General features: G+C 70.8%; 17 protein-coding genes. 13 read left to right on the top strand and 4 right to left on the bottom strand.

Annotated elements, in window-relative coordinates:
- Window positions 1-1,713, bottom strand: a complete 1,713-nt coding sequence (locus tag RAN62_RS17265; protein WP_305785681.1) for a DUF6055 domain-containing protein — start codon at window positions 1,711-1,713, stop codon at window positions 1-3.
- Window positions 1,714-1,819: 106 nt separating this feature from the next.
- Between RAN62_RS17265 and RAN62_RS17260 the strand changes: the two genes are divergently transcribed.
- From RAN62_RS17260 to RAN62_RS17250, 3 genes are all read left to right on the top strand, one after another.
- Window positions 1,820-2,395: a DUF4760 domain-containing protein gene (locus tag RAN62_RS17260; protein ID WP_305785680.1), complete on the top strand. Its 576-nt coding sequence runs from the start codon at window positions 1,820-1,822 to the stop codon at window positions 2,393-2,395.
- Between the two features lie 24 nt (window positions 2,396-2,419).
- The gene (locus RAN62_RS17255; RefSeq protein WP_305785679.1) at window positions 2,420-3,871 is read left to right on the top strand and encodes a nucleoside hydrolase-like domain-containing protein; all 1,452 of its coding nucleotides are present in this window, start codon (window positions 2,420-2,422) and stop codon (window positions 3,869-3,871) included.
- A gap of 61 nt (window positions 3,872-3,932) precedes the next feature.
- Window positions 3,933-4,670, top strand: coding sequence for an SDR family oxidoreductase (locus RAN62_RS17250; protein ID WP_305785678.1), 738 nt, complete (start codon window positions 3,933-3,935; stop codon window positions 4,668-4,670).
- On the opposite strand, the gene RAN62_RS17245 is transcribed toward RAN62_RS17250, so the two are convergent.
- The gene (locus tag RAN62_RS17245; protein WP_305785677.1) at window positions 4,640-5,179 is read right to left on the bottom strand and encodes a hypothetical protein; all 540 of its coding nucleotides are present in this window, start codon (window positions 5,177-5,179) and stop codon (window positions 4,640-4,642) included. The genes RAN62_RS17250 and RAN62_RS17245 overlap by 31 nt on opposite strands.
- Window positions 5,180-5,274: 95 nt before the next feature.
- On the opposite strand from RAN62_RS17245, the gene RAN62_RS17240 reads away from it, so the two are divergent.
- A complete protein-coding gene (locus tag RAN62_RS17240; protein ID WP_305785676.1) occupies window positions 5,275-5,874 on the top strand; it encodes a phosphoesterase PA-phosphatase in 600 nt (199 codons plus the stop codon).
- Window positions 5,875-6,003: 129 nt separating this feature from the next.
- Window positions 6,004-6,630 carry a DUF2510 domain-containing protein gene (locus RAN62_RS17235; protein WP_305785675.1) on the top strand — a complete coding sequence of 209 codons (627 nt, stop codon included), beginning with the start codon at window positions 6,004-6,006 and terminating at the stop codon, window positions 6,628-6,630.
- 51 nt (window positions 6,631-6,681) lie between these two features.
- On the opposite strand, the gene RAN62_RS17230 is transcribed toward RAN62_RS17235, so the two are convergent.
- Both RAN62_RS17230 and RAN62_RS17225 read right to left on the bottom strand, forming a co-directional pair.
- Window positions 6,682-7,650 carry a pectinesterase family protein gene (locus RAN62_RS17230; protein WP_305785674.1) on the bottom strand — a complete coding sequence of 323 codons (969 nt, stop codon included), beginning with the start codon at window positions 7,648-7,650 and terminating at the stop codon, window positions 6,682-6,684.
- 209 nt (window positions 7,651-7,859) lie between these two features.
- Window positions 7,860-8,855 (bottom strand): sugar-binding transcriptional regulator, encoded by a 996-nt coding sequence (locus tag RAN62_RS17225; RefSeq protein WP_305785673.1) that lies wholly within the window; start codon window positions 8,853-8,855, stop codon window positions 7,860-7,862.
- Window positions 8,856-8,980: 125 nt separating this feature from the next.
- On the opposite strand from RAN62_RS17225, the gene RAN62_RS17220 reads away from it, so the two are divergent.
- From RAN62_RS17220 to RAN62_RS17185, 8 genes are read left to right on the top strand one after another with little or no spacing between them, the layout of a single operon-like run.
- On the top strand, window positions 8,981-9,631 hold the full coding sequence (locus RAN62_RS17220; RefSeq protein ID WP_305785672.1) for a DUF2291 family protein: 651 nt from the start codon (window positions 8,981-8,983) through the stop codon (window positions 9,629-9,631).
- Between the two features lies 1 nt (window position 9,632).
- Window positions 9,633-11,144 carry a sugar ABC transporter ATP-binding protein gene (locus RAN62_RS17215; protein ID WP_305785671.1) on the top strand — a complete coding sequence of 504 codons (1,512 nt, stop codon included), beginning with the start codon at window positions 9,633-9,635 and terminating at the stop codon, window positions 11,142-11,144.
- Complete coding sequence (locus RAN62_RS17210; protein ID WP_305785670.1) at window positions 11,141-12,211, top strand: ABC transporter permease; 1,071 nt, start codon at window positions 11,141-11,143, stop codon at window positions 12,209-12,211. Before RAN62_RS17215 ends, RAN62_RS17210 begins: the two co-directional genes overlap by 4 nt.
- Before the next feature lie 60 nt (window positions 12,212-12,271).
- Window positions 12,272-13,243, top strand: a complete 972-nt coding sequence (locus RAN62_RS17205; protein WP_305785669.1) for a D-ribose ABC transporter substrate-binding protein — start codon at window positions 12,272-12,274, stop codon at window positions 13,241-13,243.
- Window positions 13,244-13,257: 14 nt separating this feature from the next.
- Window positions 13,258-14,139 carry a transketolase gene (locus RAN62_RS17200; RefSeq protein ID WP_305785668.1) on the top strand — a complete coding sequence of 294 codons (882 nt, stop codon included), beginning with the start codon at window positions 13,258-13,260 and terminating at the stop codon, window positions 14,137-14,139.
- Entirely contained in the window at window positions 14,136-15,089 is a 954-nt protein-coding gene (locus RAN62_RS17195) for a transketolase family protein (RefSeq protein ID WP_305785667.1), read from the top strand. The genes RAN62_RS17200 and RAN62_RS17195 overlap by 4 nt, the downstream gene beginning before the upstream one ends.
- Window positions 15,082-16,452: an FGGY family carbohydrate kinase gene (locus RAN62_RS17190; RefSeq protein WP_305785666.1), complete on the top strand. Its 1,371-nt coding sequence runs from the start codon at window positions 15,082-15,084 to the stop codon at window positions 16,450-16,452. Before RAN62_RS17195 ends, RAN62_RS17190 begins: the two co-directional genes overlap by 8 nt.
- A complete protein-coding gene (locus RAN62_RS17185; protein WP_305785665.1) occupies window positions 16,449-17,429 on the top strand; it encodes a sugar phosphate isomerase/epimerase family protein in 981 nt (326 codons plus the stop codon). Before RAN62_RS17190 ends, RAN62_RS17185 begins: the two co-directional genes overlap by 4 nt.
- Window positions 17,430-17,463: the final 34 nt, after the last annotated feature.

Below are 17,463 nucleotides of genomic sequence, written 5' to 3'. Positions count from 1 at the left end.
TCAGCCGGTGACGGCCACCTCCGCGTCGGTGAAGCGGGCGTAGGACGGGTTCACGTCGGTCTCCCCGGCGCGGCCGTCGCAGGTCCGGCTCGGGTCGAAGAGCAGGTACGTGCCCGAGCCGCACACCGCCCCCGGCTCCGCGTCACCGCCGACGACGACCGAGCCGGACAGGTTGGCGCCGCCCTGGACCAGGGCGTTGTCCTTGACGATCGCGTTGCCGGTGACCGTGGCGCCGGAGTTGACCCAGGCCAGCCCCTCGATGCGCGCGTTGCCCGACACGGTGCTGCTGCCGTAGACGGCGGCGCGCGGACCCACGTACGCGGTGGCGGCCACGGTGGCGCGGTTGTCGACCCAGCCGCCGCCGTTGCTGTGCCAGTGGCCGCCCCCGGTCGCGGCCGGCTTGGTGTAGCCGGGCTCGTGACCGGACGGGACGGCGCCCGTGATGCCGAACTCGTACGCATACCGGTAGTTCTTCGTGTACCCGTCGAGGAATCCGTAGTGGTGGACCGTCGCGGGCGCCCCGAGCACGACCAGCCACACGTCCTTCTCGCCCGGCTGGAGCTGGAACGACAGTTGACCGTCCGCGGCGGTGGCGATCTGCCCGTACCGGGGAATGTTGTTCTTGACCGCGACGAAACCGTAGCTCCAGCCGGATCCGGCGGCGGCGTTGACGTGGCCCTTGAAGTGGATTTTGATCAGCGCGCCGTCACTGGAGGGGACGAGCCTGATTTTGTTGTAGCCGTAGTCGGAGGGGGCGATCGCGTCCGGAATCGCGTAGTGCCGGCCGACCGCGTCGACGGGCACACCGTTGTAGGCGTTGATGAAGCCGGCGCCGTACATGGTGGTGATGAACGGCCGCACGTGGCTCGCGTTGCTGTAGTCGTACGTCACCTGGTGTTGCGCGTATCCCGCGAGGTCGGCGTTCAATTGGGCCTGGGTCAGACCCGCGATCCGACGGTACGTCTCCAGGGGGTGCTCGGTGCTGCGGGCCTCGTTCCACAACCGGTTGAAGATGCCGATCCCGCCGTTCTTGTCGACGAGATACTGAATGAGCATCCAGGCGCCGTAGTGATGCCGGCTCGACGAGTACGCCAGATTCTCCGTGCGCAGGAAGCGCGTCAGGTCCCCGGCGCCACCGTCGGGATAGACCTGCATCGCCATGTATTCGGCGCTCGCCTCCCAGAAGGTGCCGGCGGACGCGTCGGTGAAGCCGTATCCGGACCGGCCGAAGAATGTCGAGTTCTGGAAGACGTGCCCGAGCTCGTGCGCCAGCCCCCACGATCCGGGCAGCGCCGCGGCCGGGGCGATGTTGATGACGCCGACCTTGCCGTCCGCGCTGCCGCCGGTCGCCCAGGCGTTGAGCTCGGTGCGATTCCACGTCTGCGTGACGATGACATCGATCTTGTACTGCGGCTCGGCCGTGAACTTCATCGTGTTGATGTAGTACGAGTAGAGCGACTCGAGCTGCGCGAGAATGTTGTCCGGGTCAAAGGTGTAGGGCGCCGGGGCACTCGCCGGATTGGTGCCCGATTTCTCGCCCCAGAGCAGGACGAAGTTGGCGGACTGCTTGCTGCGATCCGTGCTCCACGGCACCTCGCCGGTGCTCTGCCACGACGTGGGGATGTAGACGGGCTTGTCGGCGGCGGCGAGGGCGGGCTGGGCGGTGAGAGCGAGGGCGCCCACGGCCAGAGCCGCGAGCCAGCGATGACGCATGGTGATCTCCAAGGGGGGTGGGAGCGCTTCCATGTGACGGCGACGGCCCATGCTTGTCCTTTTCGCCCCCTACGTCAAGTGAGCGTCATCTATCTATTGTCGGCGGATGGACGCCAAGACAGTCATCGCCCTGGTCGCCGTCGCCATCTCCGTCCTGTCGCTCGTCCTCTCCGGGATGCTCGCGCTCCGGCAGACGCGCACCACGATGGACGGCTACGCCCTGCCCGTGGTGCTCAACGTGTTCAGCCAGTTCCGCACCCAGGAGTTCTTCGACGCCCAGCAGTACGTCTTCGACGAGTTGCCCGCCCAGCCCGTCCAGCCCTACACCGACCTGCCGCTGGAGGCCCGCTCCCAGATCCGCATGGTGGGCGGTCTCTACGACGACCTCGGCAAGCTCGTCGCCCACGGCATCGTCAAGGAGGAGCTGATCATCGGCTCCAACGGCCCGCAGGCCGGCCGCATCTGGGCGGCGGTCGAACCCTTCGTCCGCGCCGAGCGCGCCAAGCGCGGCAGCAACCTGTGGATCTACCTCGAGGACCTGGCCTATCGCGCCGCCCACAAGCCGCCGGCCGCCATCCACGACAAACTCAACCTCCACCGGTACGCGCCCGGCGAACGGAGCCTTGACGGCTCGACAATGAGGAATTTCAATGCGGAGGAACGTCCATTCGGAAGTGAATAGATATTCCGTCCGAAAGGAGCTCCCATGCTCAAGCACTGGACAGCAGTCCTGGCCGGTTGTCTGCTCGGAGCCACCGCTGTCGCCGCGCCTGCGACGGCCGGGACGCACGCCAAGCCCCGGACCGTCGTCACGACCGACATGGAGCAGGACGACTACGCCTCGCTCATCCGCTATCTGCTCTACACCAACGACGTCGACACCCAGGGCATCGTCTACACCAGCAGCCGGTTCCACTGGGCCGGCGACGGCCGGGGCACCGAGTTCTTCCTGCCCGGCCGCGAGTACACCACGCCGCAGACGTCGTGGCGGTGGACCGGGACGCGCACGATCCAGGACGAGGCACTGCGCGCGTACGGCCGGGTGCACCCGAACCTCGTCCGGCACGACCGTGACTATCCGTCCGCGCGGAGCCTGCTGGCCAAGGTGCGGGTCGGCAACATCGCCTTCGAGGGCGACATGGCCCACGACACGCCCGGCTCCGACCTGATCCGCGACCTGCTGCTGGACCGCGATCCGCGCCCGCTCTACCTGCAGGCGTGGGGCGGCACGAACACCATCGCGCGGGCGCTCAAATCGATCGAGGACGATTTCGGCGTACACGTGAAGGAGCGCGTGTCACGGAAGGCCGTCATTCTCGCCAGTGGCTTCCAGGACGAGACCTATGCGAGCTACATCGCGCCGCACTGGCCGGGCATCCGGGTCGAGGAGCTGTCCGCCGGCTACGCGACGTGGGGCTACAACTGCGACCGGGGCCAAGGCAACACGCGCGGGCCCCTGTTCTCCGGCGCGTGGATCAGGAAGAACATCCAGATCGGCCCGTATGGGCGGCTCTACCGCTCGTGGCTCGACGGCCAGGCGATGCCGGGCGACCCGCTCGACATCTTCGGCGATCCGGAGAAGGCGCCGGGCGGCTGGTGCAAGCCGCTCGCCCCGTACGACTTCCTGTCCGAAGGCGACAACGTGGCCTTCAACCCTCTGCTGGACACCGGCATCCAGGCCCCGGACAATCCGGCGCTCGGCGGCTGGGGCGGGCGCGCCGAGCGGACCGGCCCGAACCTCTGGACGCTCGTGCCGGCGGAGAATGGCATCGCCGGCTACACGACGCGACGCTGGGCGGACGCGGCGCAGAACGACTTCGCCGCCCGGATGAGCTGGACGCTGACCCCGCGCTTCCGGGCGGCCAACCACGCGCCGACGGTCACGGCCCGCCCGGCTTCCACCACCGCACAACCAGGTGCCACCGTACGTCTCACCGCCCGCACGTCCGACCCGGACCGCGACCACCTCACGACGTCGTGGTGGCACTACCGGGAGGAGGGCACCTATCCAGGCGCGGTGGCCGTCAGCCCGCGTGGCGTGGTCACCGTCCCGGCCGACGCCCGGCGGGGCCAGACCATCTCCGTGATCGTCCAGGCGACGGACGACGGGGAGTTCCCGCTGACCCGCTACGACCGCGTGATCATCACCGTACGGTAGAAGGTGTCACATCCCGGTCCGCCCGCTCGTCCTCGTGCCGACACTTCCCTTGGAGGAACGCATGAAGATCGCAGTAGCGGGCGGCACCGGGCTCACCGGCCGGCATGTCGTGGCGGCGTTGCGCGAGCGCGGCCACGACCCGGTCCCGCTGTCCCGGGCCACGGGCGCCGACCTCGTACGCGGAACCGGTCTGGATCGTGCTCTGGCCGGCGCCGACGCCGTCATCGACGTGAGCAACGTGACGACCATGAGCCGCAAGGTGTCGACCGGCTTCTTCGGCGCGGCCGGCCGCAACCTCCTCGCCGCGGCCGGGCAAGCCGGGGTCGGCCACCTGCTGACGCTGTCGATCGTCGGCGTCGACCGGGTCCGGACCCCGTACTACGCGGGCAAGATCCGGCAGGAGGAGCTGGTCCGCGGCGGCCCGGTCCCGTGGACGATCCTGCGGGCGACCCAGTTCCACGAGTTCGCGGGGCAGATCCTGGCCGGGGTGCCGGGACCGGTCGCCGTCGTGCCGGCCATGCGCACCCAGCCCGTCGCCGTCCGCGAGGTCGCCGCGCACCTCGCCGGCCTGATCGCCGAGCCGCCGCAGGGCATGGCCCCCGAACTCGCCGGCCCGCGGGAGGAGTCCCTCGTCAGCATGTGCCGCCGCCTGATCGCCGCCGGAGGCGCCCGCCGCCGCCCGGTGCTGCCGCTGCCCTTCCCCGGCGCCGGGCTGCTGCCCACCGGGCCGGGTCCGCGGGGCGTGCAGACCTTCGAGGAGTGGCTGCCTCAGGGCCGGTACTGCTCGGCGATCTCGTAGATGGAGTCGCCCGTGTTCGCGATGGTGACGAGCATGGCGCCGCCGGCGAGCTCCTCCTCGAGCCAGTCGACGCCGGCCATGCAGGTCCCGGTGATGTTCCGGCCCTTGCCCTGGAGGCATTCGGGGTTGCCGCCGTTGACGCTGAAGACGTTGAGCGACGGGTTGACGGGCAGCGTGTAGGTGCTGCCGTCGCCCTCGTACGACTGGCCGCCGTCGGTGAACTCGGCGGGCTCGACGACGGCGGTGTCCTTGGCGCTGCTGTAGCTGTGCAGGATGACCATGTGCTTCCCGGCGCCGATGGGGAAGGTCGCGTCTTCCTTCTCTTCTTCTTCGACGACAGCCTTCTTCTTCGTGGCGGCCGGGGTGGGCGCGTCCCCGGTCTTCTCCGTGTGCGCGGCTGCGCTTGGTGCGGCGGCGCTCGGCGCGGCGGCGACCGTCTGGTCGCTGGAGCAAGCGGCCGACAGGAGGAGTGCGCCGGCGATCACGGGAAGGGCCAGAAGACGATTCATGTCGATGATCCTGCCGGGCGGCCGATCTTGACGGGTGCATCCCGTCCGGCGATGGCACGAAACCGGGAGCGCCCGGCGCACGGTACGGTCCTCCGATGACCTTGGAGAGCACATCGCGGCGGATCGCCCGGCTGATCACCGAGGTGTTCTCGCCGGGCATCCTGGTGGCGGTGCTGGTGCTCCTCGTGGCCTGGCACTCCAGCCGGACCGTCGGCCAGGCGGTGACGTACGGCCTCGTCTCCGTGGCCTCGGCGAGCGTGCTGCCCGTGCTCTTCATCCTGCGCGGCGTCCGCCGGGGACACTGGACCGACAAGCACGTCACCGTCCACACGCAACGCCGCGTGCCCCTGACCGCCGTGCTCGCCTCCACGGTCGCCGGTGTCGCCGCCCTGGCCCTGACCGGCGCGCCCCGCGAGCTCCTCGCCCTCGTCGCCGCCATGATCGCGTCGCTCCTGGTCGCCGCCCCGATCACCGTGCTGACCGGATGGGGCGTCTCGATCCACGCCCTGGTCGCCGCCGGCACCGTGGCCGCGCTCACCGTGGTCTTCGGCCCCGCCGTGGCCGCAGCGGCCGTCGTCGTGGCCGCCGTCTGCTGGGCCCGCGTCCGCCTCGGCGAACACACCATCGGCCAGGTCCTCGCCGGCGCCGCCATCGGCACGGCCGCCACGGGCATCCTCTTCCCCGCCCTGCTGTGACCGGGCGAGCGGACCTCATGAGCGCGGTGCGCGAACCACCGTGACCGGCGGGGGGATGCGGACCTCTCAAGGGGGCGGCCGGCGGGCCGATGGGTACGGCGTCCGTCCGACTGCGGTGAAGGCCTTCCCATGAGTGACATTCAGCAGGTGCCTGCCGGCTGGTACGCGGATCCGATCGACGCCGCCGCGTCCCGGTGGTGGGACGGGCAGCGGTGGACCGACTTCGTCGAGCCGGCCCCGGCAACTCCGGCCGTGCCGGATCGAGCGCCGGTGACCATCGCGGTGAATGACCCCGCGCCGGTCGGTGCCGCGCCGGTGGACTCCGCGCCGGGCGGAGGGGAGTCCGGCGGGCGGAGGAGGCCGCGCCGTGGTGGCCGGTCGGCTGTGCCGCTGGCCGTGGTGGTCACGTTCGTGGTGACGGCGGCGGCGTTCGTGGGGGTTCCCCGGGTGTACGCGAGCCTCGCCGGGCCCGAGCTCACCGCCGAGACTGCCTCCGCCGCGTGCCTGGAGAAGGGGCGTGAGCTCGCGCGTTCGGTCGAGGAGGACTCGGGCGTCGGCGCGTACGGGACCACCGTGACCATCGATGACGTGACCGTCGAGGGGATGCGCGAGTCCGGCGACAAGTACGTCGGGCGAATCACGCTGCATCAGCTCGCCCGGAACGCCTATGGAAGTCTCCGCGGTTCGAAGTCGGTGGGATGCGCGGCGTACGTGGATGACGCGACCGGCACCGTCAAGGCCACGTTGGGGCTCTGACGCGCGTGTTGGTCCGGCGCCGCCGGGTGAGGTGGCGCCGGGGCGGAAGGGTCAGCCGGCCGGGTTCCAGCCGTCGGTGCCGGCCAGGTACTTCTGCGGGGTGTAGTTGGCGGCCTGGGCGTCGGTCAGCTGGGGGCGGTTGCTGTTGATCGTCGCGCCGGCGCCGGTGTTCTTGTACTCGTAGAAGCGGGCGCCCTGCCACGGGTTGCCGGACATGTCGGTCCAGGGCTGGGCGATGCGGATCGTGTTGCTCAGCGTCGATTCGCGGACGGTGACCTGGCCGGCGGCGCCCCACGGGCGGCCCAGGTAGGTGAGGTTGGCGGGGGCGCCGGTCACGGTCGACTTGTAGATCAGGAAACCGTACGGGGAACTGGCGTCGGTGTTCGCGGCGGTCAGGTAGCCGCCGGTGCTGCGCTTCTCGTAGATCTGGCAGGCGTAGAAGACGGCGCTGCCGTTGCCGTAGATGAAGTCGACCGTGCCTTCGATGTAGGAGCTCCAGACGTACGCCCGGGCCTTGTTGTAGATCAGCAGTGTGTCCTGGTCGCCGAGCAGCCGGACGTTGCCGAGCCGGGCGCGGTCGCCGTAGAGGGCCAGGGCGAGGGCCTGCGAGGAGCCGTTGGCCGCCTCGTCGTAGTCGTTGCTGAAGGTCAGGTTCTTGCCGTAGAACTCCTTGGCCTGCACGTAGACCGTGGCCGACCCGGTGGTGCCGGCGGTCGAGGCGGGCTTGTTGTTGACGATGACCGTGGCGGCCGCGGTCGAGCCGAGGCCCTCCAGGGTGACGTAGGGCTTGTCCGCCGGGATGACGACGCTCTCGCGGTAGGTGCCGGCCTTGATCGTGATGGTGACCCGGCTCGCGTTGCCGGCCGGGACGGCGTTGACCGCGGCCTGCACGGTGCGATAGGTGGCCGAGCCGTCGGACGCGACGGTGAGCGTGGTGGCGGCCGTCGCGGGCACGGCGGTGAGGCCGAGCCCGGCGACCGGCACCACGATCAGGGCGGCGATTCTTCGTGACGTACGCATGCCCGGCACATTAATCGACAGGCGTCAATGTTATGGACTGCTTTCACATCGTGGCAAGTTCGCCGGAAAAGCGTTGTCAGGGCCGGTCGCCGGACTTCCGCACGACGGCCCGCTCGACGACGGCCGTGATGCCCGTGACCGTCCCCGCCCGGCCGTTCATCGTGTCCCGCACCAGATAGGACCGCTCGCCGAGGAAGGTGCCGCTCGCCTCAGTCGCGGAGGAGGTCGGCGGCGGTGGCCTGGTCGGTGATGAGGACGTTGAGCCAGCCGCCGGTGAGGGCGGCGCGGATGGCCCGCCACTTGCGCTGGCCGCCGGCGACGCCGATGCGGCGGGGGACCCGGCGGAGGGTCTCGGCGCCGATGCCCAGGACGCGGTCGTCGAGGCCGGAGTCGACGTGCCGGCCGTGCTCGTCGAAGAAGCGCATGCACACGTCGCCGATCGCGCCCAGCTCGCGCAGGCGCTGCTCCTCCTCGTCGGCGATGGCGTTGCCGCTCTGGCGCAGCAGCGTGGACGGCTCGAGGCTGCCCACGCCGACCAGGGCCACGGTGAGGTCCTGCCACGCCTGGATGACGGCCGCGATCGAGGGCTCGTGGACCAGCGCCTCGCGCATCGACGGGGTGGCGACCAGGCCCGGGGCGACCAGGTAGACCGCGTCGGCGCGGGTGTGCCGGGCCAGGCCCCCGGTGAGACGGGTGGCCTGGCTCTGGGCGGCGCTGACGCCGACGCCGCCGAGGATCTGCACGACCCGCTCGGCGGCCAGGCTGGGGGCGGGGTGCATGGCGTCGACCGTGGCGAGCAGGGTGGCGCTCCAGGAGGAGATGCCGACCCGGTCGTGGCGGGCGAGCGTGGTCTCCAGATAGACGGCGGCGGCCGCGGCGATCGCCTGGGTCACCGAAATTTCGTCGTCCTGGCCGTCGCTGTCCGCGATCACGACCTCCGTCAATCCGTAGCGCTGCTCGAGCGCTTCCTCCAGGTCGGAGTGCACGCCACGGGGAGTGATCACCACCGTCCGGACGATGCCCGCGGCGACCGCCTGCTTGAGCAGCCGGGAGACTCTAGGCTGCGAAATGTGCAGGTTCGCGGCGATCTGCGGCTGTCGCATGCCGCGCTCGTGGTACATCCGGGCGACCTTGGTCAGCAACCGGATGTGATCGGCCGGGACCGTCGGGCTCCCCGCCCCGTCCGCGTCGAGCCTGGGGCTCACGGCGCCTCCTCCACCTATTTGGTCAACGAAGAGTAGCGACACGTCAAAAAACACACCGTTGACAACGACGACATCTGGCGTTCACAGTACTTGCATGTCCAGTCGGCAATGAATGGATATTCACTATGACGGTCACCACACTCCGCGCCTCGGCGGCCGGCCTCTTGCTGGCGTTCGCGCTGGCGGGCTGCGCCCACGTGCCGGGCGTCTACACCTACGAGGCCAAGGACGCAGGGGGAACCAAGGCGACGGCGTTCGACGCGACGACCTACGCGGACCAGGCCTGGACCGAGAAGGTCGTCCCGGCGGTGCGGAGCGGGGCGACCGACGTCACCACGGTCGCCGCCGCGATCGACAAGGACCCCGCCGCCGCCGGTGAGCAGTACGGGGTCCAGGCCGGGACGGGCAGCCCGTACGCGTACCTGGTCAAGGGGTCCGGCACGGTGACCAAGGTCGACAAGACGGTCCCCACCGGGCCGATGACCGTCGAGGTCCCGCAAGCCGGCGGCAAGCCGCTGACCGTGACGATCGCGACCGGCCCGGTCATCGCGGGCACGGCGCTGCGCGACGGCGCCGGGCTGAAGTTCGGCGACTTCACCAACCAGATCGAGTACGCCGACGTGGCCAACAAGCTCAACGACAAGGCCAAGACCGAGGTCGTCGCGAAGATCGACCTCGACGCCGTCACCGGGAAGACGGTGACCTTCGCCGGGGCGTTCTCGGCGCTCGCCCCCGGCACGATCTTCCTGGTCCCCACCGAGCTGCGGGCCGGCTGAGATGGCGGAGAAGCTGGAAGCCCGCGACGTCAGCAAGAACTACGGCGGCGTGCGCGCGCTCAAGAACGTGACCTTCACGGCCTACCGGGGCAAGGTCAACGTCCTCGTCGGCGAGAACGGCGCCGGCAAGTCGACGCTCATGAAGATCCTCTCCGGCTCCGAACAGCCCACCAGCGGCGAGATCCGGCTCGACGGCGAGCCCGTACGCCTGGGCAGCCCGCGCGACGCCCAGGCGCTCGGCATCGGGATCATCCACCAGGAACTCAGCCTCTTCCCGAACCTGACCATCGCCGAGAACATGTTCGCCGGCCGGGAACTGCGCCGGGGCGGGCGCTTCGTCGACGAGCGCGCCCAGAAGCGGCGTACCCGGGAAGTCCTCGCCCGGCTCGGGCAGGAGCACCTGAGCCCGGACACCCTCGTGGGTGACCTGCCCATCGGCCAGCAGCAGCTGGTCGAAATCGGCCGGGTGCTGCTCACCGACGTCAGCGTGCTCATCATGGACGAGCCCACGTCGGCGCTGTCCCACCACGAGGTCGACGTGCTGTTCGGCGTGATGGCCGAGCTGCGCGAGCAGGACGTCACGGTCATCTACATCTCGCACAAGCTCGACGAGTTCCGGCGCATCGGCGACTGGGTCACCGTCTTCCGCGACGGCAGCCTCGTCGCGCACGAGTCGATGAGCCGCACCGACACCGGCTGGATCGTGCGGCAGATGGTCGGGCGCGACCCGGACTCGCTCTACACCCACAACTCCGCGCCCACCGGCGACGTGCTGCTCGAGGTGCGCGGCCTGACGGCCGAGGGACCGGTGCGCCCGCTGGTCGACGACGTCTCGCTCACCGTCCGCGCCGGCGAGGTCGTCGGGGTGTACGGGCTGATGGGCGCCGGCCGCACGGAACTGGTCGAGTGCCTGATGGGCGTCCGGAAGGCGAGCGCGGGCACGGTCAGCATCCGCGGGGCGGAGGAACCGAAGGCCACCGTGCAGGCGCGGCTGGCGGCGGGGCTCGCCCTGGTCCCCGAGGACCGGCAACGCGACGGGCTCGTGCAGACCATGTCCGTGCGGGACAACATCCTCGTGTCGACGATCGGGCGCTTCGCGCGTACCGGGATCTTGCGGGGTGAGCGGGAGCGGCGCACCGCGGCCGGCCAGGTCAAGGAGCTGGCCATCAAGATTCCCGGGCTGGCGGCCGCCGTGACCTCGCTGTCCGGCGGCAACCAGCAGAAGGTCGTCCTGGCCCGGGCCCTGCTCACCGAGCCGGTGGTGCTGCTGCTCGACGAGCCCACCCGCGGCATCGACGTCGGCGCCAAGGCGCAGATCGCCGAGCTGATGGCCCGGCTCGCCGCCGAGGGCTACGGGGTGCTCTTCATCTCCTCCGAGCTGGCCGAGGTCCGCGCCATGGCGGACCGGGTCCTGGTGATGGCCCGCGGCCGCATCACCGCCGAGTTCGCCGCGGCGGACGTCACCGAGGAGGGCCTCGTCGCCGCCTCCGCATCCGAAAGGGCGCTTTCATGATCGACACCAAGGTGCCGGCCCCGGCGCCGCCCGCGGCCCGGGGCGGCCGCCACGACACCCTCGCCCGGGCCGCGCTGCTCCTGCTGCGCGGGCGCACCCTGGTCGTGCTGGTCGTCCTGGTCATCTTCTTCAGCGCGATCTCGTCGGAATACCTGACGCAGAGCAACCTGATCCTGATGACCAAGCACGTCGCCATCAACGCGATCCTCGCGATCGGCGTCACCTTCGTCATCCTCACCGGTGGCATCGACCTGTCCGTCGGCTCGATCGCCGGCCTGTCCAGCATGGTCGCCGGCGGCCTGCTCTTCACCGGCCTGCACGTGCCCGGCGGCACCGTCTTCTTCTCGGTCGCCGTCGTCGTCGTGATCGGCATCGTCGTCGGCGCACTGGTCGGCGCGGTCAACGGCCTGCTGGTCACCCGGTTCAAGGTGGCGCCCTTCATCGCCACGCTCGGCATGCTCTACGTCGCCCGCGGCGCCGCGCAGCTGCTCAGCAACGGCGGCACCTTCCCCGACCTGGCCGGCACGGACGCCCGGGGCAACACCGGCTTCCACGTCATCGGCGTGGACAGCTGGCTCGGCATCCCGGTCGCCGTCTGGATCATGGTGGTGGTCGCGGCCGGCGCGATCGTCCTGACCACCAAGACGCCGTTCGGCCGCCGCATCTTCGCGGTCGGCGGCAACGAGCGGGCCGCCACCCTGGCCGGCATCCGGGTCAACCGGGTGAAGATCGCGGTCTACGTGCTCTCGGGCTGCTGCGCGGCACTGGCCGGCCTGCTGCTGACGTCCGAGCTGGGTGCGGCCTACCCCGACACCGCCACCACGTACGAGCTCAACGCCATCGCCGCGGCGGTGCTCGGCGGCACGGCCCTCGCCGGCGGTCGCGGCACCATCGTCGGCACCGTCATGGGGGCCTTCGTCATCGGCTTCCTCAGCGACGGGCTGGTGCTCGTCGGCGTCTCCACCTTCTGGCAGTCCGTCGTCAAGGGCGCCGTCATCGTCCTCGCCGTCGTCACCGAGCAGGCCCAGCAGCGCCTGCAGTCCGGCCTCGCCAAGCGCGTCGCCTGACGTTTGTCCCACGCAGTTGCCTGATCAGACCAGCCAGTGAAGGGCCCCCGAATGAACAGTATGCGCAGATTTCTGGTTCCTGCCGGTGTTGCGGCTCTGCTTGCCTTGTCCGCCTGCTCGTCGTCCAGTGACGACTCCTCCGGCGGCGAGTCCGCGGCACCGGCGGCGAGCAAGCTCATCGTCGTCATCACGCCGTCGCCGGACAACGTCTTCTTCAAGGCCGAGCAGGACGCCGCGGCCGCCGAGGCCAAGAAGCTCGGCTACGAGACGCTCGTGCTCAGCCACGACGACGACCCGACCAAGCAGAGCCAGGAGATCGACACCGCGATCTCCCGCAAGGCCGCCGCGATCATCCTCGACAACGCGGGCGCCGACTCGTCCGAGGCCGCCATTCAGCGGGCCAAGGACAACAAGATCCCGACCTTCCTCATCGACCGGGAGATCAACAAGACCGGCGTCGCCGTCGCGCAGATCGTGTCCAACAACGCCCAGGGCGCCGGGCTCGGCGGCCAGGAGTTCGCCAAGCTGATGGGCAACAAGGGCGAGTACGCCGAGCTGACCGGCAAGGCGACGGACACCAACGCCGGCGTCCGGTCGCAGGGCTACCACGGCATCCTCGACCAGTACCCGGACATGAAGATGGTCGCCCAGCAGAGCGCCAACTGGGACCAGGCCGAGGCGCTGCAGAAGACCCAGACGATCCTGCAGGCCCACCCGGCGATCAAGGGCATCATCGCCGGCAACGACACCATGGCGCTGGGCGCCTGGGCCGCCGTGCAGGCCGCGAAGAAGGACATTGTCGTGGTCGGCTTCGACGGCAGCCCCGACGTGGTCAACTCGATCACCAAGGGTGGCATCAAGGCCACCGTGCTCCAGCCGGCCAGCAAGATCTCCCAGATGGCGGTGCAGCAGGCCGACGAGTACATCAAGAACGGCAAGGCGAGCCAGCCCGAGAAGCAGTCGATCGACTGCGTGCTCGTCAACGCCGACAACGCGGCCTCGGTGACCGACTTCGCCGTCGCCGGAAGCTGAGAGGACCCTCACCCATGCTGGTCGCTGACCCTGCCACCGCCGCGGCGTGGCGCCGGTTCCGCGAGGAGTTCGCCGCCGCCGGCCCGGACGAGCGCCGGGAGCTGCTGCGGGCCCGGGCCAACCGGTCGCGCAGCACCGACCTGGCCATGATCGGCCGGGCCGGGCTGGGCCACGTCGGCGGGGACCTGTCCGTGCTGGACATCCTCACGACGCTGTTCTTCGCCGTGCTGCGCGTCGACCCCGAGCAGCCGGAGTGGCCCGACCGCGACCGGTTCGTGCTCAGCAAGGGCCACACCGCCGGCGCGCTCTACACCACGCTCGCCGCGGCCGGGTTCTTCGCCGAGGACGAGCTGCGCACCTTCGCCGGGCCGCACTCCGCGCTCAACGGCCACCCCAACCGCACCAAGGTGCCGGGCGTCGAGACCAACACCGGCCCGCTGGGCCACGGGCTGCCGGTTGCGGTGGGCATGGCCGTCGCCGGCCGCCTGGCCTCGTCCGACCGCCACGTGTACGTGGTCCTGGGGGACGGTGAGCTCCAGGAAGGCAGCAACTGGGAGGCGGCGATGACCGCCGGGCACCGCCGCCTGTCCAACCTCACGGCCGTCGTCGACCGCAACCGCCTCCAGCAGGGGGCCCGCACCGAGGACACCGCCGCCCTCGACCCGCTCGGCGACAAGTGGCGGGCCTTCGGCTGGGACGTGGTGGAGCTGGACGGCCACGACCACCTGGCGCTGCTCGGCGCGTTCACCGCACCCCGCGGCGATCGCCCGGTCTGCGTCATCGCGAACACGATCAAGGGAAGAGGCGTCTCCTTCATGGAGGACCGGGTGGAATGGCACCACAAGGTGCCCAGCGCCGAGCAGATCACCGCGGCGACCGCGGAGCTGGCCCGATGAGCGCGGCCGTCGCCTCGTTCGCCGGCGAGACCTTCGACTGCCGGGTCGCCTTCGCAGGGGAGCTCATCGAGCTGGCCCGGGCCGACGACCGGATCGTCGCCGTCTGCAACGACTCGGTGGGTTCCAGCAACCTCGGCGCCTTCCAGAAGGAGTTCCCCGACCGGCTCATCAACGTGGGCATCGCCGAGCAGGACATGGTCGGCGTCGGCGCCGGGCTGGCCCTGAGCGGCTACATCCCGTTCGTGTGCGGGGCGTCGCCCTTCCTCACGGGACGCGCGCTGGAGCAGATCAAGGCCGACGTCGCGTACAGCCACGCGCCGGTCATCCTGTGCGGGATGAGCCCCGGCATGGCGTACGGGGAACTGGGTCCCACGCACCACTCGATCGAGGACCTGTCGTGGCTGCGGGCGATCGCGGGGCTGGACATCGTCGTGCCGGCCGATCCCGCCGAGACCCGCGCGGCCGTCCGGTGGGCAGCCGGCGCGTCCCGGCCGGTGTTCCTGCGCGTGGGGCGGTTCAAGGTGCCGGCGGTCACGGACGGGTTCACCTTCGGCGCGGCCGCCCGGCTGCGCGACGGCAGTGACGTGACCGTGGTGGCCACCGGGACGATGGTGTCCCGGGCCCTGGCGGCGGCGGAGCTCGCGGCCGGCGACGGGGTGTCCGTACGGGTGCTCAACATGTCCACGATCGCGCCGCTGGACGAGGACGCGATCCGGGCGGCCGTGCGGGAGACCGGCGCCATCGTGACCGCCGAGGAGGCGACCACGACCGGTGGCCTCGGCGCCGCGGTGGCCGCCGTCGTCGTGGCCGGGCCGCGCCCGGTCCCGATGCGCATGCTCGGCGTCCACCGGGAATTCGCGCCGACCGGGGACACGGCGTTCCTGCTCGAGCACTTCGGGCTGACCGCCGGCGACATCCGGGCCGCGGCCGTCGAGCTGTCCCGTGGCTGACGGTTTCGTCCTGGCGATCGATCAGGGGACCAGTGCGACGAAATGTCTGCTGGTCTCCGGGGCCGGGGAGGTAGTGCGGTCCGCGTCGGCGCCGGTGCCGATCCGGTATCCGCGGCCTGGCTGGGTCGAGCAGGACGCCGGCGAGATCCTGGACAGCGTGCTGGCGGCCGCCGCCGAGTGCTTGGACGGGGTGCCCCCGGCCGCCGTGCGGGTGGTCGGGCTCAGCACCCAGCGCGAGTCGGCCGTCGTCTGGGACCGCCGCACCGGCAAGCCCGCCGGGCCGGTGCTGGGCTGGCAGGATCAGCGCGGGCGCGAGGTCTGCGACGAGCGGCGCGAGCATGCCGCTGTGGTGCGGAAGCTCAGCGGGTTGCCGCTCGACCCCATGTTCAGTGCCGCGAAACTCCGGTGGCTCCTCGATCGCACTCCGGATGCTCTGGTGGGGACGGTCGACTCCTGGTTGCTTTATGCCCTCACCGGGGACCATCGCATTGAAGCCGGCAACGCCTCGCGCACCCAGCTGCTCGACGTGTCGACGGGGGAGTGGAGTCCGGCGTTGCTCGACCTGTTCGGCATCCCGGCATCGGCGCTGCCGTCGATCGTCCCGTCGAGCGGTGACCTGGGCACGGTTCTGCCGTCGTTCGGGCCGCTGGCCGGGCTGCCGATCACGGCCGTGCTGGGCGACTCACACGCCGCCCTCTACGCGCACGGGTCGACGGACGGCGTCAAGGTGACCTATGGCACCGGGTCCTCCGTCATGAAGCTCGGCGACTCGACCGGTCCCGCCGTCTGCCGCACCATCGCCTGGGCCTCGCCGAACCCGGCGCACGCGGCCGAGGGCAACATCCGGTCCAGCGGCTCGACCGTCGCCTGGGTCGCCGAGCTGCTCGGCACGACCACCGAGCACGTGGCAGCGCTTGCCGCCGATGCGAGCAGCGACGGAGTGCACCTCGTGCCGGCCTTCGGGGGGCTGGCCGCGCCCTGGTGGGACGACGCCGCCACCGGCACGATCAGCGGGCTCACCCTGGGCACGCGCGCCCCGCAGCTGGCCCGGGCGGCCGTCGAGTCCGTCGCGCACCAGGTCGCCGACGTGGTCGAGGCGATGGGCGGGGCGAGTTGCGTGCTCGCCGACGGGGGCGCCACCGGCAACGACGTGCTCATGCAGATCCAGGCCGACCTGCTCGGCGTACCGGTGCGGCGGGCCCGGACCGCCAACCTCTCCGCCCTCGGCGCCGCCGCCCTGGCCGGCGGCCTGTCGCCGGCGCTCACCTACGACGAGTTCCTGCCCCGGCCCGGCGCGGCCGAGTCCCGATCCGCTTGGCGCGACGCCGTCCGCCGTGCCCTGTCTTCCCAGGAGTCCCGATGACCGACTACCCCCGCTTCGGCGCCGGACTGTGGCACTTCGCCACCTACGTCGACCGCTACGCCACGGACGGCTACGGCCCGTCCCGCACCACGCTCGAGGCCATCGAGCTGGCCGGGCAGGTCGAGGACCTGTCCGTCGTCGACCTCAACTACCCGTTCACGCCCGGTGTCGGACTGTCCGAGGTCAAGGACGCCCTGGCCGCCCAGGGCCTGTCGGCCATCGGCATCACGCCCGAGATCTACCTGCGCAAGTTCAGCCGGGGCGCGTTCACCAACCCCGATCCCGGCGTGCGCAAGGCCGCGCTCGACCTCATGCACGAGTCCGCCGGCATCGTCCGCGAGCTCGGCGCGAGCTACGTGAAGATCTGGCCCGGGCAGGACGGCTGGGACTACCCGTTCCAGGTCGACCACAAGACGCTGTGGAAACTGGCCGTCGATGGCATGCGCGAGCTGGCCGGCGCGCACCCGGACCTCAAGTTCGCCATCGAGTACAAGCCGCGGGAGCCGCGCGTCAAGATGACGTGGGACTCGGCCGCCCGGTCGCTGCTGGGCATCCAGGAGATCGGCCTCGACAACGTCGGCATCCTGCTCGACTTCGGCCACAGCCTCTACGGCGGCGAGTCGCCCGCCGACGCGGCCCAGCTGATCATCGACCACGGGCGCCTCTTCGGCATGGACGTCAACGACAACCTGCGCGGCTGGGACGACGACCTCGTGGTGGGCACCGTGCACCCGGTCGAGATCTTCGAGTTCTTCCACGTGCTGCGCAAGAACAACTGGGAGGGCGTCTGGCAGCTCGACCAGTTCCCGTTCCGCGAGGACAGCGTCGACGCCGCCCGCACGTCCATCCAGATCCTCAAGCGCATCCATCGTGCCCTGGACCGCCTCGACGAACCGGCGCTCGCCGAGGCCCAGGACCGTCAGGACGCGATGGCCGCCCAGCGGGTCATCCAGGACGCCCTCTACGGCTCGCTCTGACCGCCTGCCGCGGCCGGCTTTCTCGCGGGCGTCG

It is taken from the genome of Symbioplanes lichenis (genome assembly GCF_030709675.1).
In the GTDB taxonomy this organism is placed as follows: Bacteria; Actinomycetota; Actinomycetes; order Mycobacteriales; family Micromonosporaceae; genus Actinoplanes; species Actinoplanes lichenis.
This window is presented reverse-complemented; position numbering and strand designations above follow the sequence as displayed.

Bases quoted from the DNA above. Each gene is read 5' to 3' on its own strand.
- RAN62_RS17200 (WP_305785668.1), top strand. From the start codon at position 13,258: ATGCTGGTCGCTGACCCTGCCACCGCCGCGGCGTGGCGCCGGTTCCGC.
- RAN62_RS17250 (WP_305785678.1), top strand. From the start codon at position 3,933: ATGAAGATCGCAGTAGCGGGCGGCACCGGGCTCACCGGCCGGCATGTC.
- RAN62_RS17220 (WP_305785672.1), top strand. From the start codon at position 8,981: ATGACGGTCACCACACTCCGCGCCTCGGCGGCCGGCCTCTTGCTGGCG.
- RAN62_RS17210 (WP_305785670.1), top strand. From the start codon at position 11,141: ATGATCGACACCAAGGTGCCGGCCCCGGCGCCGCCCGCGGCCCGGGGC.
- RAN62_RS17240 (WP_305785676.1), top strand. From the start codon at position 5,275: ATGACCTTGGAGAGCACATCGCGGCGGATCGCCCGGCTGATCACCGAG.
- RAN62_RS17235 (WP_305785675.1), top strand. From the start codon at position 6,004: ATGAGTGACATTCAGCAGGTGCCTGCCGGCTGGTACGCGGATCCGATC.
- RAN62_RS17230 (WP_305785674.1), bottom strand. From the start codon at position 7,650: ATGCGTACGTCACGAAGAATCGCCGCCCTGATCGTGGTGCCGGTCGCC.
- RAN62_RS17260 (WP_305785680.1), top strand. From the start codon at position 1,820: ATGGACGCCAAGACAGTCATCGCCCTGGTCGCCGTCGCCATCTCCGTC.
- RAN62_RS17195 (WP_305785667.1), top strand. From the start codon at position 14,136: ATGAGCGCGGCCGTCGCCTCGTTCGCCGGCGAGACCTTCGACTGCCGG.
- RAN62_RS17215 (WP_305785671.1), top strand. From the start codon at position 9,633: ATGGCGGAGAAGCTGGAAGCCCGCGACGTCAGCAAGAACTACGGCGGC.
- RAN62_RS17205 (WP_305785669.1), top strand. From the start codon at position 12,272: ATGCGCAGATTTCTGGTTCCTGCCGGTGTTGCGGCTCTGCTTGCCTTG.
- RAN62_RS17185 (WP_305785665.1), top strand. From the start codon at position 16,449: ATGACCGACTACCCCCGCTTCGGCGCCGGACTGTGGCACTTCGCCACC.
- RAN62_RS17255 (WP_305785679.1), top strand. From the start codon at position 2,420: ATGCTCAAGCACTGGACAGCAGTCCTGGCCGGTTGTCTGCTCGGAGCC.
- RAN62_RS17265 (WP_305785681.1), bottom strand. From the start codon at position 1,713: ATGCGTCATCGCTGGCTCGCGGCTCTGGCCGTGGGCGCCCTCGCTCTC.
- RAN62_RS17245 (WP_305785677.1), bottom strand. From the start codon at position 5,179: ATGAATCGTCTTCTGGCCCTTCCCGTGATCGCCGGCGCACTCCTCCTG.